The organism is Wolbachia endosymbiont (group A) of Gastracanthus pulcherrimus, from assembly GCF_964028265.1.
GTDB lineage: Bacteria > Pseudomonadota > Alphaproteobacteria > Rickettsiales > Anaplasmataceae > Wolbachia > Wolbachia pipientis.
In genome coordinates, this window is the sequence record NZ_OZ034763.1 from 604,570 (window position 1) to 618,138 (window position 13,569).

Annotated in this window: 15 protein-coding genes and 1 other RNA gene; 2 read left to right on the forward strand and 14 right to left on the reverse strand. The window is 34.2% G+C overall.

Annotated features, from left to right (window positions below; genetic code table 11):
• Nucleotides 1-7: 7 nt before the first annotated feature.
• The 14 genes from ispG to ABWU47_RS03255 form a co-directional block, all read right to left on the reverse strand.
• Nucleotides 8-1,288 (reverse strand): flavodoxin-dependent (E)-4-hydroxy-3-methylbut-2-enyl-diphosphate synthase, encoded by a 1,281-nt coding sequence (gene ispG / locus ABWU47_RS03190; protein ID WP_077188516.1) that lies wholly within the window; start codon nt 1,286-1,288, stop codon nt 8-10.
• A gap of 16 nt (nt 1,289-1,304) precedes the next feature.
• Complete coding sequence (locus tag ABWU47_RS03195; RefSeq protein ID WP_006279518.1) at nt 1,305-1,925, reverse strand: TRP75-related protein; 621 nt, start codon at nt 1,923-1,925, stop codon at nt 1,305-1,307.
• Between the two features lie 188 nt (nt 1,926-2,113).
• The gene (locus ABWU47_RS03200; RefSeq protein ID WP_006279517.1) at nt 2,114-2,659 is read right to left on the reverse strand and encodes a hypothetical protein; all 546 of its coding nucleotides are present in this window, start codon (nt 2,657-2,659) and stop codon (nt 2,114-2,116) included.
• A 154-nt stretch (nt 2,660-2,813) separates the two neighbouring features.
• Nucleotides 2,814-4,937 (reverse strand): FtsK/SpoIIIE family DNA translocase, encoded by a 2,124-nt coding sequence (locus ABWU47_RS03205; protein ID WP_077188517.1) that lies wholly within the window; start codon nt 4,935-4,937, stop codon nt 2,814-2,816.
• The gene (locus ABWU47_RS03210; protein ID WP_006279515.1) at nt 4,938-5,216 is read right to left on the reverse strand and encodes a YggT family protein; all 279 of its coding nucleotides are present in this window, start codon (nt 5,214-5,216) and stop codon (nt 4,938-4,940) included.
• A gap of 171 nt (nt 5,217-5,387) precedes the next feature.
• Nucleotides 5,388-5,663, reverse strand: coding sequence for a type II toxin-antitoxin system RelE family toxin (locus tag ABWU47_RS03215; RefSeq protein ID WP_015588829.1), 276 nt, complete (start codon nt 5,661-5,663; stop codon nt 5,388-5,390).
• Nucleotides 5,654-5,875 carry a hypothetical protein gene (locus tag ABWU47_RS03220; RefSeq protein WP_006279415.1) on the reverse strand — a complete coding sequence of 74 codons (222 nt, stop codon included), beginning with the start codon at nt 5,873-5,875 and terminating at the stop codon, nt 5,654-5,656. Before ABWU47_RS03220 ends, ABWU47_RS03215 begins: the two co-directional genes overlap by 10 nt.
• A 101-nt stretch (nt 5,876-5,976) precedes the next feature.
• A complete protein-coding gene (locus ABWU47_RS03225; protein ID WP_306700832.1) occupies nt 5,977-6,270 on the reverse strand; it encodes a type II toxin-antitoxin system RelE family toxin in 294 nt (97 codons plus the stop codon).
• Entirely contained in the window at nt 6,251-6,469 is a 219-nt protein-coding gene (locus ABWU47_RS03230) for a hypothetical protein (protein WP_006279413.1), read from the reverse strand. The genes ABWU47_RS03225 and ABWU47_RS03230 overlap by 20 nt, the downstream gene beginning before the upstream one ends.
• 200 nt (nt 6,470-6,669) lie before the next feature.
• The gene (locus ABWU47_RS03235) at nt 6,670-7,107 is read right to left on the reverse strand and encodes a ClpXP protease specificity-enhancing factor SspB (protein ID WP_006279412.1); all 438 of its coding nucleotides are present in this window, start codon (nt 7,105-7,107) and stop codon (nt 6,670-6,672) included.
• A 22-nt stretch (nt 7,108-7,129) separates the two neighbouring features.
• Nucleotides 7,130-7,460: a transfer-messenger RNA gene (ssrA, locus tag ABWU47_RS03240) on the reverse strand.
• Between the two features lie 124 nt (nt 7,461-7,584).
• Complete coding sequence (locus ABWU47_RS03245; RefSeq protein WP_010962383.1) at nt 7,585-8,175, reverse strand: CvpA family protein; 591 nt, start codon at nt 8,173-8,175, stop codon at nt 7,585-7,587.
• A gap of 57 nt (nt 8,176-8,232) precedes the next feature.
• Nucleotides 8,233-8,829, reverse strand: coding sequence for a riboflavin synthase (locus ABWU47_RS03250; protein ID WP_077188519.1), 597 nt, complete (start codon nt 8,827-8,829; stop codon nt 8,233-8,235).
• A 181-nt stretch (nt 8,830-9,010) separates the two neighbouring features.
• Nucleotides 9,011-10,726 (reverse strand): hypothetical protein, encoded by a 1,716-nt coding sequence (locus ABWU47_RS03255; RefSeq protein ID WP_077188520.1) that lies wholly within the window; start codon nt 10,724-10,726, stop codon nt 9,011-9,013.
• Between the two features lie 146 nt (nt 10,727-10,872).
• On the opposite strand from ABWU47_RS03255, the gene pheS reads away from it, so the two are divergent.
• Nucleotides 10,873-11,916, forward strand: a complete 1,044-nt coding sequence (gene pheS / locus ABWU47_RS03260) for a phenylalanine--tRNA ligase subunit alpha (RefSeq protein WP_077188521.1) — start codon at nt 10,873-10,875, stop codon at nt 11,914-11,916.
• Nucleotides 11,917-13,209: a bifunctional UDP-N-acetylglucosamine diphosphorylase/glucosamine-1-phosphate N-acetyltransferase GlmU gene (glmU, locus tag ABWU47_RS03265; RefSeq protein ID WP_077188522.1), complete on the forward strand. Its 1,293-nt coding sequence runs from the start codon at nt 11,917-11,919 to the stop codon at nt 13,207-13,209.
• Nucleotides 13,210-13,569 lie beyond the last annotated feature (360 nt).

Sequence of the window (13,569 nt, forward strand, 5' to 3'; positions counted from 1 at the left end):
TGAAAGGTTACGTGTAATGTTTCTTCACATAATTATCAATAATTGCCTTAAATTCTTCAGAGACATTATCACCTTGTAAAGTTTTGAAATATTTGCCGTTTTTGTAGACTGCTGAAACAGGTTTTTCTCCATATCCAGGTAAGCTGATTCCCAAATTTGCGTGTTTGCTTTCTCCAGGACCATTTACTATGCATCCCATAACAGCAATGTTCATATGCTCTACACCTGGATTTTTTTTCTTCCACATCGGCATATGAGTTTTTATATAGCCATTCACTTCTTCAGTTAATATACGAAAACGATCGCTGCTCGTGCGCCCACAACCAGGACATGAATTAACCTGAGGGTTAAAGTATCGCAAGCCTATAGACTGCAATATTTCCTGACACACCACCACTTCATTAGTACGCGATTCACCAGGACGTTGAGTCAAAGAAGCCCGTATTGTATCTCCAATGCCATTTTGCAATAAATAAGTAAGCCCTGCTGCGGTATTTACCACACCTTTATTGCCCATACCAGCCTCAGTTAAACCCAAATGCAGCGCATAATTGGAAGATTTTGCAAGTGCCATATAAACTAAAATTAAATCTTGCACTTTGCTAACTTTACATGAAATGATTATTTTGTTTGAATTTAGACCAATTCCTTCAGCTTTTTTTGCACTATCAAGAGCAGACATTACAAGTGCTTTGCGCAGTATAACATCAGAAGGCCTTGAATTACTAAGCGAAGAGTTTTCATCCATCAATTTTTGCAAAAGGTATTTATCAAGACTACCCCAATTTACCCCAATTCTAACCGGAAGATCGTGCATTATTGCATACTCTATCACCCTTTCAAACTTCTCATCACGTTTGTCGCCAAAGCCTATATTGCCTGGATTGATTCTAATTTTACCCAGCATTTTGATGTTGTCTGGATAATCTTGAACTAATTTATCTAGCTCATATTGACCGCAGCCTACCAATATTTTACCGTCAAAACCTTCTTTATTTATCTCTTCTACTATATAAGGTATTGCTCTTGCTACCTCCTCTGAGTTCAAGGCAATTCGCACCAATTCTGAACCTGTACGCGCTAGTTCTGTTATCTCTTTTGCATAATGTTTTGCGCTACTTTTTATATTATCAGAATCTATATGCACACCAAGCGCCATAGATTGTACAACTACAGGATTATTTCCGCCTATCTTTACTTTTCCAACTTCTACAACATGAGTTTTGTGCCTGGAAATTGGCGATAATTCACATGCATCGTCATTCAATATCAGGTCTGTATCTAGCATATTATTAATTGTGATACTATTTTACTGTCTCAGCTACGCTGCCAAACGAACTTGAACCATTCAAACTATAAGCATCTACGTTATCCAAATTAGCAATAGAATCATGTGAGCAGGTTCTTCTTGAAGGAGTTTCTTTTATAGTGATATTTATAGGAGAAACTTTCTTTTCTCGTGTTGAAGTAACTTTCTTCCCTTCTTGTTGTTCACTTTCATGCTGCTTACTTTCATACTGAGAAACTGGCTCTTGATCTATAAATACAGCACCCTTTAAACGTGCGATATTAATACCATGCTGATTTATCATAGCGCTCTCTTCATCGTCGACTATGCACGCTTCCATGTCATTTGGCTCATTATCAAGACTAGCAATTTTTTTCTCTTTTAATTTTTTTATTAGATCTTCTTTATTTATAGCTCGATCTTGTGACTTTTTTTTCTTGAGCAATTCCCTACGCTTCTCATACAGTTTATATGACTCAGCAAAATCCTCATCTGTATGAAAGTTTGCACCACCAGGGTTACCAGGAGGTATGTATCTCTTACTGAGCTTAGATTTAGCTCCAGCACTATGCACAGTAAAAAAGCTAGAAACCAAAAACATTAATATAAACAAAACTTTAGAAAAAATCCTAAGCATATGGTGCTATAGTAAATATCGTGTTTTAAAAGATAGCAATTAACAAACTTTAAGTAAACCAGAATCTTTACTAACTTTACAATACAAATATTTTTCTAAAAAGTGATATGTTTACTATCAAAAAATCTACATAGGCTAAGGGAAGAGGAAGGTGTTACAAGTTGCGTAACACCTTTTCAAGAAAAGTGTTATGCAGCTATATGTTTGTCAACTTTTAAGTCATTCCGTAGTTTTTTAGTACCATCGGTAGCATCTACATTATTAAGTTTTGCGTCTGGTGTATCTTTAGACAAGTTCTTTTCTTTCTCCCTTTCACACTTAACTCCCTGATAGATACAGAATGCAACAAAACTAGTTATCGCTATTACGGCAACAGCAGTGGCTATGGTACAAATTAGTAGTGTTTTTTCTTGATCTGCTACTGCCTCTGCAAGTGTTTCCACTTTTTCTTGCAGGCCGTTTAAGTGCTCTTGCATAGCTTGAAACTGCTCAGTACCAATCTTGTCTTCTAATGCACTAAAAACTTTTTCAAACTGCTCAGCATCTATCTTTTGAGCTTCTTGCCATTCTTTTAATGCACTAAATACCTCTTCAAACTGTTTAGCATCTATCTTTTGAGCTTCTTGCCATTCTTTTAATGCACCAAAAACTTTTTCAAACTGCTCAGCATCGATTTTTTGACTTTCGTGCAATTCTGTTACACCTAACCAATTGCACAAAATTTCTTTTATCATTTTAACCCCCTAGTTAATTAATATATTATAATTTTACATTCCCAATGTTTAAATTATTATTAAATTAACTGTCATTATGTATTGACCTTTTAATAATTTTGTTTGACTTGCTTTTTGAAAGTGCGGAAACTTAAATTAAGGTATTACAAGATTGTTATTCAACCAATATCTCTCTTTTCCCTGAGTAATTTGGAGCGCTGACAATACCTTCCTTTTCCATTCTTTCAACGATGTTTGCTGCTCTGTTATAGCCTATTCTAAGCTGCCTTTGAATGTAACTGGTTGAAACTTTTTGATCTCTTTGAATGATGGCCACTGCTTGGTTATAGAGGTCATTTTCTTCATCCTCCGTTTCATCGTGTGACTCTGTAGAAGAATTTTCATCTTCTTTAGTGATTTCCTCCATGTAGTTTGGCTCACCTTGCATTTTCAGATGATCAACTATATCTTGCACCTCATTATCACTTACAAATGGGCCGTGAACTCGAATGATCTTACCACCAGAGGCCATATAGAGCATGTCACCCATGCCGAGCAATTGTTCAGCCCCTTGTTCGCCAAGTATTGTACGGCTATCTATCTTAGAAGTAACAGCAAAACTGATTCTCGTTGGAAAGTTCGCCTTTATCACACCTGTGATCACATCCACAGATGGGCGTTGTGTTGCCATTATGATGTGTATTCCTGCAGCACGAGCCATCTGAGCTAAGCGTTGAATAGAGCACTCTATTTCTTTGCCGGCAACAAGCATCAAATCTGCCATTTCATCCACGATCACTACAATATATGGAAATGTTTCCATCTTGATTGGTATTTTTTCAAACAGAGGTTTGCCTGTTGTTGAGTTAAAGCCAATCTGCACAACGCGCTCCAATTCTATTCCACTATTCATCGCTTCTGTGATTTTTTGATTATAGTTTATAACATTGCGTACATTCAAATACGACATCATGCGATAGCGGTTTTCCATTTCTTTCACTATCCACTTAAGAGCGACTACAGCCTTTTTTGGCTCTGTTACTACTGGCGTTATTAGATGTGGTATTGCATCATATATTGAAAGCTCAAGCATTTTGGGGTCGATCATTATCATCTTGCATTCGTCAGGACTTAATCGATAAACGAGTGAAAGAATCATAGTGTTAATCGCAACTGATTTACCAGACCCTGTGGTTCCAGCAACGAGCAAGTGAGGCATTTTAGTTAGATCTGCAATAACTGGTTTTCCACTTATTTCTTTGCCAAGCGCAATTGGAAGATTTAAGTTTGCATTTTGGTATTCTGGTGATTCAAGCAAATCACGCAGCATTACAATTTCCCGTTCCTTGTTCGGCAACTCTATTCCCATAGCATTTTGCCCACGAATTATTGAAATACGTGCAGAGAGTGCACTCATCGAACGTGCAATGTCATCTGCAAGGCCAATTACTCTTGCAGATTTCGTACCAGCTTGTGGTTCAAGTTTGTATAAAGTCACAACCGGCCCATAGCATACACTGATAATTTTTCCTTGCACGCCAAAATCACTCAGGACTTGTTCCAGCAGAGATAAATTTTTATTGCTCTCCATTTCATTCAGCTGTTTTCTCTGCAAAGACTCCTCTGCTTTGGAAAGTAAATGAATGCTTGGAAATTCGAACTCACTGGAAGGTTTAAAAATTTCTTCGGTAGCTTTTTTCTGTCTTTCTTTTGGTTGTTGTTTAGTAGTGATTTTAGTTTTATGTTTTTCTTCTACTACTAATGGTGCAACTGAATATTCAGCAGTTTTATGTGATCTGAAGAATGGAACATTTACAAATAAGCAAGCTATTTTTTTACATAAGAAGAATAGAGAGTAAATTGTTCTCTTCCAACCAACAGATCCTACAAGACCTATTAATGTTACTATCACAAATACATAAAACGGGCAGTTATTAACGAGTGCATTCCCTATTATTCCACTGTGTCTGTACCTTGCTGTGATGCCTAGCGAAAGTTGTGGTAATATAGCACATACCCCTAAATTGATTAATATTAAATAGAGAATTTTCAGCAGTATTTTTGCTGGCCTGAAGATCAACAAGTAAACTATGGTTGTAGCTATTGTAACACTAGTTAATCCAAGAAATTGAACCAATATATCAGCTAAATATGAACCTACTATTCCACCTAAATTTGTCACTTCCTCATTTGTAGCCGTGTTTAAGGAAGGATCTTTATAGTTATAGCTAAAAACTGATATATATATATATATTAAAAGGGATAGATATATTGCTGATTTTAGATATTTTTTTAACATCTACCTAAAGTAGTAAGCTACTGTATATTTTACAAAGTGAATTGTTATTAGCAATATCATTATAGATAAATCTAATCCGTTGAACGGTGGTATATATCTTCTAATAATCTTTAGTGGTGGATATGTCAATTGGTTCAAGATGTGCATTATGCTACTGACAGTTTCATTATATATGTTCACCATATTAAGTTTAACCAGCCAGTTTAGGACAACCCAACATATTAGAATGAAGCTATAAAGATCAAGTAACGTATTGAGTAGATATATGATTGGATGCATACATATCTATTACACGAAAGTTATATAAAAGACAAGTATTTAGCCTTTTCAAACTCAAAATGTTGTTTTTGCTGAACCAAAAAAAACTTCATTTTTTGAGCTGGGCAAAGCCACCTAAAGTAGAGAATGGACAAGGAAGGAGGGGTGTATAATATATATTAATGTTGGTATTTATTTCTTATAAATATCATCTCTATGTCCTATCTCTGTGATAGTTACTATATGATCTAATTGATTTACTCTGTAAATTACACGATAGTCACCAACTCTTAGCCTTCTACATCCTTTTAAGTTATGATGTAGTGGTTCACCAAAATTTATTGGGTCAACTGTAAGACGTTCTTTTATAGCCTTTTGAACTCTTAGCCTTATTGTCTTTGGAAGGTTTGGTAAATCTTTTTCAACAACACTCTTTAGAGACTTAACCTTGTAACGCTCTAATCCCACTTAATATCTTCAAAATCAACTGTTTCTGCACCTTCAACATCACGCTCATCAGAAATTTTAGATACTAAAAAATCCTCCATTTCAAGCTCAACTGCTTCTCTAAATAGTTTTCCTGCTAATTCTTGAACGGGCTGTTTAGTAAATTCAGATAATTCAGCAAGATGCTTTAAAGTTTCTTCGCTAAGAGCTATGTTAATGCCTGAATTTGCCATATGTTTTACCAAAGTCCACTAATAATTATACAACATTTTTTTTAATTTTTCAATAAAGAAAGGAAGGAAGGAGGGCTGTATAAAAATATATTTAATGTTTATCAAGTAGCCTTCTCATAAATGGTGTCTCTATGTCCTGCTGTAGCAACAAATACCTTATGTTTTGCAATATTTACAGTATAAATAATTCGATAATCACTAACCCTTATTCTTCTATACCCTTTTAGCCTGCCACGTAATGGTTTACCAAATTTAATTGGATCAGTTGTAAGCCGCTCGTTTATCGCTTTTGTAATCCTTGATCTTATTGTTTTTGGAAGATTTAGAAAATCTCTTTCAGTAAAGTTTTTTGAGTAGACAATATCGTATTTCAGTTTATGTCCTCTCCCTTTCAGATAGTACTGTGTTCCAGTCTACATCCTCACATTCCTTAATAGTTTTATATAACGCAATATCTTCTACTTCGCACTCGATTCCTTCGATGACTAACCTTTTTGCTAGTTCTTGAACGGATTCCTTGGTGATTTCAGCTAACTTAGTAAGGTTATGTGAAGTTTTTGGGTCAAAAGTTATACTAATTCCTGAATCTGTCATATGTTTTACCAAAGTCTACTAATAATTATACAACATTTTTCTGAATTTTTCAATAAAGGAAGTTGATGATATGTAAGAAAAATTTTGCCACCTGCGTTAATAAATAATTAAAGATTTAGCATATTTATCTACCCTCTATTCTATTACTGAAGTTAGACCACTTTTTTCTATTAATATTTTTTGTTTATAAAGATGAGCAGTTACTCATCACGCAGTTGATCTATGGATATAATACTACCGTTTGATAGTTTTTCAGTACATTTTTCACTTTTGTATTCTTTATCAGAGTCGATACTGATTTTGTCAAATATTAAAACATCTCCTGAAATTTTATCACGAAACTCACTAATAGCAAAAAACGGTATAGTAATTCGCTCTTGTTTTCCTTGAAAACTCAAACTGACGCTAAATTTATCCTCAGAAACTTTTAAATCATAGAATTGATGCTGTAATATAATAAGCATTTGAGTAGGGTATGACTTTTTCAAACGATCTGGCATGGTCACACCATTAAAATATGTGAAAAATAATATTTCTAAGTGAGGGATAAAACCATTACCTGATATAACATCTAAAGTCTTTTTGATAACTTGAAACTTAGCAGAATTAAGCAGTTTTTTGTAATCTGTTTGCTCCATATAACTTTCACATACGTAAATTTTGGGGGAACTTCTGTTACCCGGCGTTCCCTGAACCGTGCTTTAGTAATAAATTGGTTGTGCTAAATTAAGCAGCAACACGATATTCTTCAGCAGCAAAATTATCGTTTGCATTTAAATTATGAACTCTTAGCGGTGGTGTCTAACCGAGCAAAGCTACCATCTTTACTATGCATGTCGATCCTTAATCGCCCCCGTATAATTAAAAAACATGGTGGAGGCGCCGAGTACTGCCCTCGGGTCCAATACACCTATTACAAGGTAATTTTATTGCTATAGTACACAAAATGTACATAGCTATTATATAGCAACATTAAATAAATGTCAAGATATTATGACCTTAAGTTGATTTATTGCTAAAACAAAATTAATATTTCCAGTAAAAAATTCTGTGCTCTTAACCTGACACATATGGCTTTTTGAATACTCCCAATGAAAATATTTATAAATAAATATTTACTCTTCTTTTTTATTGTTTTTAGGTTTTTCTTGATCAACCATTTCTCCACCGATCTCTTTTATTTTTAGTATCAACGACTCTGGTACATACATGTCAATTACTTCTTCTGCTGTCACAAATAAAGCCTGATAAGAGTGTGAATTTATTATCCAATTAGGCAATATGTCTTCTGCTTCTATTTTATACTCTCCCTCTTTTTTGTCATATACTGTGTAGCAATATAAGTGCACAGCAAAAAATAATACATAAGAGAGCAATATTCCTTTAAGCACTCCGAGAAAGATTCCAGTAACTCTATCGATAAACCCCAACCTTATGGGTGATAATATGTACATTAGCCAGTTATTTATTATCATGAATATAAGATTAAGTATAATAAATACAGAGATTGTAGAAAGTATGTTTAGTGTAACTTTAGAATCAAAATATTTACTATAATTTGGAGCGAAAAAATCATAGTGATTAGCTGTCAGAAAGACCGATAAAAATAGAAACATTAGTGCGCATAGCTCTTTTATAAAGCCTCTAGTTACCGAGATTATTACGCATAGAACAACAATGAAGATAATTAGGCTATCGAAAAGCATGTTTTATATCTATATGGTTTTCAAGATATAATAGTTGTAAATAACAAGGTTGTAAAATTAATTGTATTTATGCTGCATCAATTGATCTAAATACCTAGCGATCATGTCAATTTCTAAATTCAAATAATCATTTACTTTGTTGTACTGAAAAGTTGTATTTTCCCATGTATAGGGAGTGATATTTACTGTAAATTCCTGATTAATAACTGAATTCACTGTGAGGGAAACCCCATCTAGTGTAACGGAGCTTTTTTTTGCAACAAATTTAATTAATTCTTGTGGGCACGATAGTTTGATTTCATGAGAATCTAAATTTTGATTAATTGTTAAAAATTTTACTATCCCGTCAACATGACCCTGAACTAGGTGGCCATCGATCTTATCACTTAATCTCATTGCTTGTTCGAGATTTATTTTTTTTCCTATTCTCCACGTATTTAAGTTAGCAACCTTCATAGTTTCTTGAGATGCTTGGACTGTAAATGTATCGCTCATTATATCAACAACAGTTAAACACACACCAGAGCAAGCTATTGAATCTCCTTTATTTATAGAGGATAAATTTTGTGTCTTGATATGGAAAATTTGATCAGAGTTGGAGTGAGTGGTAGTATCAGTTGTAGTCCCGATATCCGTGATAATTCCTTTAAACATATGGTGAAAATAAATAATTTTACCATGAAAAATTTTTTACAACAACTTATTTCTATTTTTTTATAGTTAAAGTAATTCTGGTTTACCGACAATTTAAAAAACGACAAATTCGTCATCCCGCTACGTGTTAGCGGGATCTAGAGATACCGTGACGGTATGACGTAGGAAAACTGAGCCTGCACTAGCTATAGGCGCGAGAAAGGGGATCGTTTTCACTTACTTGTTCAATAGATTCTATAGAATATTCAGAATATATGAAATAAGCCAAACTCAGAACACATAATGCAGTTAATATTGGTAACCCTATGTTCAATGCTAGCCCAATACTTTCTCTTTTTTCTGGTGGCACTAATCCTTTTAACATTGACACTTTTCCTAACGGAAAATGCCATAAGCAAAGTGTTGATGCAGATGCTACTATTATAAATAGACAAAAATAAGCCTTTTTTGAGGAAAATACAGTTTTTAATGATGATTTGAGTGTAATGTTAGTAGGTGGTAGAGTTTTAGCTTCATTTGTTGCTGGTGAAAGATCTTTAATTGGTAAAGGGTTTGTAGATTTATGAGGAGTATTTTCATGTTGTGGAGAAGGTTGTTGTATATAAACACCTGAAACTAATTTAAGCAATTGCTCTTTTTTTCTATATACTTGTTTTTGTAAATATTCTTTACCTAAAAGTGAGTTACTAAGAGGTTGTGGCCTTTCGAGTATCTGTAATACTTCTGATATTTCGCCTGGCTCTAATATTGCATGTAATTGTTTATCTTGAAAGTAAACAATATTGAATACTGAGCTGAAAATATTGCAAAATGTTTCTGGATCTTGATTTTTGTATCCACTCATCACTTCAATAAATATTTTATCGAGTTTTTTCCCCCTGTGCTCAATTTGGTTATCTATCATAGCTACTCTAGCATCATTTTGTGCTTGTTTTATGGCTAATGGTTTTTCTTTCTCTGATAGTTCTTTGGTCTGCTTTTTTGACTTCTTTTTTCTGTTAGCCTTAAAATACTCTGTGTGCGAAGTAGTTTGACCGAAATCAGAAATAAGCATTGTGACGTCTTCTATTCTTCTTTCGTCGATTCCATCTTTTTGTGTTACCTTGTCCTGTTTTGTCTCTTGAAGTGTTGGATGGTAAGTCAAAGCCCTCTGGTTTCGTATGGACAGTTTTGGTGGCTGTTGAAAGAAGAATTGTATTGTATTAAAAAAATTGGATAGCCGAAAAGAAGATCCAAACCAAAAAAAATTGTCACGCATTGCAGCAACAACTATTGGAACCCGCATCACTTGCTTTTTACTACTTGTTAAATTATAGCCAAACAGGCCTGTAACTGGTACGATTTGTTTATTTTGTGCATTTTTTTGGTTAGTTTCACTCTGTTCTTTTTTGTCTTCATTTTCAGTTTTTTCTGCATGTTGTAGCTTTTCATTTAGAAATAACTCGATTTGGTACAAGTTGTCCAGGTTAATGTTTTCAACGTCTGTTTGTAGCGTTATCGTTGTGCCCTGCAGAAGGATTTGAGGCGGAGCACTATTTACGAATTCTTCTACAGTTTTATAACTGTTAGTTTTACAGTAGTTATTATATAGTTCACTGCTTTCTTTGGGCACTTTTATGTTGGCTGTAAATTTTTTTTCCCGGGAAAGGCAGATTTTGAAAAAATCAATTAAAGGGTTTATTCGAAATAATCCTACATTAAAGGTGTCTTTATCTGTTGCTGTTAGCTCAAATGAAAATTCTTGTATATTACTTTCAATACTTCTCGAGCGAATAGTACTGATCTTAATTGTTTCGCTAGAAAATGCTTTACTTATGTTTCTGGATTTTTCCTTAAAGAGCTTAGGTAAATCCTCTATTTTATACTTATTCTTAGTTTCAGTATTACTGTTGTGCATAGTTGATACAGCAAATTCATCAACGCAAAGGTAAATAAAAAAGATTAATCAGTCAATAAATTAATAATCAGAATAGGGCAATTTTTCGGATTGTTGATGATATTTAAAATTTCACTATAATGAAAGTTTAAGCCAGCGTTTTTAAGATGAATAAAGAGTTATTAGATGACATACTTTCACTTGAAGATAAAGCAGTTTCCGAAATTGAGAATGCTTCTTCTTTGCAAGATTTAGAAAAAGTTAGGCTATTATATTTGGGAAAAAAGGGTGTAGTTAGAGCGTATTTTGATAACTTAAAAAAGATAGAAAATGCAGAGAAAAAGCGTGATTTAGGTGCAGTGATTAACGCTTTACGTGATAAGATAGATCATCTTATCATGAATAGGGAAAATGTGCTAAAAACAGAAGAAGTTAACTTTAAATTGCAGAACGAGGCGGTTGATATCACGTTGCCCGTTAGACCAGAAAAAATGGGCAAGGTCCATCCACTCAGTAAGGTTATAAATGAAGTAAAGCTTATTTTTGCACATATGGGTTTTAAAGCAGTTGATGGCCCTGATATTGAAGATGAATTTCATGTATTTGATGCACTGAATACTCCAAGTCATCATCCTGCGCGAGAGGAGCAAGATACCTTCTACTTAAAGAATAAAATAAACGATAAAAGAATGGTACTGCGCACTCACACTTCATCTGTACAGATTAGAACCATGGAAAAAACAAAAAAATTCCCAATTAAAATAGTAGCCCCTGGTAGGGTATACAGAAATGACTTTGATGCAACTCATACTCCTATGTTTCACCAGATAGAAGGGTTATATGTCGATGAAAACGTCAATATGGGCCAGTTAAAATTTACTATTCATCACTTCCTTAATAAGTTTTTTGGAGATAAAGGGCTGAAGATACGTTTTCGTAATAGTTTTTTTCCTTTTACTGAACCCTCTGCGGAAGTGGACATAAGTTATAAAGGTAGTAAATGGATAGAAGTGCTTGGATGTGGTATGGTGCATCCAAATGTCTTTCAAAATGTTGGAATAGACCATACTAAATACAACGGTTTTGCGTTTGGCATTGGTATAGAAAGGCTTGCGATGCTAAAATATCAAATCAGCGACCTAAGAAGCTTTTACGATAACAAAATCAGTTGGCTTGATCATTATGGTTTTCATTTTTCATCTTTAAGATAAGTGATAAATAAAGCTCATACTTTTATCATACTTGCTGCCGGGCATGGCAGGCGGATGAATTCAGATTTGCCTAAGGTTCTGCACGAAATAGGCAATTTTTCCATGCTTCAGCATGTCATTTACAATGCAAAACAGTTAAATCCTGAAAATATTGCTGTTGTAGTTGATCTGCCTTTAATTGAAAGACTAAAGTGCTTTAAGGATATACAGTTAATTACACAAGAATTAACACTTGGTACGGGAGATGCGGTCAAAACTGCGATGAGAAACCTAAGAGAATTGCCAGATTCAAGCATAGTTGTTGTGCAGTATGGGGATACTCCGCTCATAAAAAGCAGCACAATAACTAAAATGATTAGTTATTTAGAAGGCAAGGCTCTAGTTTGCCTAGGTTTTAGGACAAGCAATAAAGAATACGGTAGGTTAATTATTGAGAATGGTTCCTTAAGAGAAATCGTAGAAGCAAAGAGTGATAAAAATAATCATGAAGAATTTCTTGCAAATGCTGGAATAATGGTTGCATGTGCAAAGAATTTACGTGAATTGGTGGAGAAAATAGAGTGCAATAGCTCAACTCATGAATATTACTTGACCGATATAGTTTCCATTGCAGTGAAGAGTAATTTAAATGTCGGTTACGTTATTACCGGTGGAGAAGAAGCAACGGGAATAAATAACAGAAATGACCTTATAAAAGCTGAATTTTACTTTCAAGAAAATAAAAGAAAAGTTTTTACCGACTCCGGAGTAACGCTTGTTGCACCAGAGACTGTTTTCTTTTCTCTTGATACGCAAATTGCCAGAGATTCAGTTATTTACCCATATGTTTTTTTCGGTACTGGAGTGAAAATAGAGTCTGGTGCGAAAATACTGCCATTTTCGCATTTAGAAAACTGCTTAATTAAAAGTAATGCTGAGGTCGGTCCATTTACCAGAATACGCGGAAACACAACAATTGGTAATAAGGCAAAAATAGGAAATTTTGTGGAAGTGAAAACAAGTGAAGTTGGTCAAAACACTAGAATAAAACACTTAAGTTATATAGGAAATGCTAAAGTAGGGCAGGAGAGTAATATAGGAGCAGGCACTATTGTTTGTAATTATGATGGGAAAAATAAACATGAAACGAATATAGGGAGCAATTGCTTTGTTGGCGCCAATAGCTCACTAATTGCGCCGCTTAATATTCATGATGAATCTGTAATTGCAGCAGGTAGTGTTATAGTTGAGGATGTACCAGAAAAAAGCCTTGCAATAGCAAGAGAAAAGCAAGTAACTAAGAGAATAAAGTAGTCTAATTTAATTATGTTGTTGTGTCATTTTTAATATTAGACTTCTTGCGTAACCATATAACAAACTTTTATTGGGAATAGAAACAAAAAAACTTCCTTGACAAACTCCGCCAGCCCCCTTATCATAACAGTGAAGCTATTGTATTTGCTTTCGCCAATCTGCAGATTAAAAGGTAAGGATTACTTAATGTATCGGCGTCTTATGTTTAATTTTTTGCAGTATATAGATACTGTATGTCTTTACAAAACTTCATCTACATCTAGATTTTTATCTAAATAAGCTGAACGCGCTTATAAAGCGTTACAAGACATCAAAAAATGCCAATACTCGACAGAGATAGTAAAAGACTAGCTAACTCGG

Coding starts and splice junctions, on each gene's coding strand:
- ABWU47_RS03230 (WP_006279413.1), bottom strand. CDS start 6,469: ATGACAGATTCAGGAATTAGTATAACTTTTGACCCAAAAACTTCACAT.
- ABWU47_RS03250 (WP_077188519.1), bottom strand. CDS start 8,829: ATGTTTAAAGGAATTATCACGGATATCGGGACTACAACTGATACTACC.
- ispG (WP_077188516.1), bottom strand. CDS start 1,288: ATGCTAGATACAGACCTGATATTGAATGACGATGCATGTGAATTATCG.
- ABWU47_RS03205 (WP_077188517.1), bottom strand. CDS start 4,937: ATGTTAAAAAAATATCTAAAATCAGCAATATATCTATCCCTTTTAATA.
- ABWU47_RS03195 (WP_006279518.1), bottom strand. CDS start 1,925: ATGCTTAGGATTTTTTCTAAAGTTTTGTTTATATTAATGTTTTTGGTT.
- ABWU47_RS03200 (WP_006279517.1), bottom strand. CDS start 2,659: ATGATAAAAGAAATTTTGTGCAATTGGTTAGGTGTAACAGAATTGCAC.
- ABWU47_RS03220 (WP_006279415.1), bottom strand. CDS start 5,875: ATGGCAAATTCAGGCATTAACATAGCTCTTAGCGAAGAAACTTTAAAG.
- ABWU47_RS03235 (WP_006279412.1), bottom strand. CDS start 7,107: ATGGAGCAAACAGATTACAAAAAACTGCTTAATTCTGCTAAGTTTCAA.
- ABWU47_RS03210 (WP_006279515.1), bottom strand. CDS start 5,216: ATGCATCCAATCATATATCTACTCAATACGTTACTTGATCTTTATAGC.
- ABWU47_RS03245 (WP_010962383.1), bottom strand. CDS start 8,175: ATGCTTTTCGATAGCCTAATTATCTTCATTGTTGTTCTATGCGTAATA.
- pheS (WP_077188521.1), top strand. CDS start 10,873: ATGAATAAAGAGTTATTAGATGACATACTTTCACTTGAAGATAAAGCA.
- ABWU47_RS03255 (WP_077188520.1), bottom strand. CDS start 10,726: ATGCACAACAGTAATACTGAAACTAAGAATAAGTATAAAATAGAGGAT.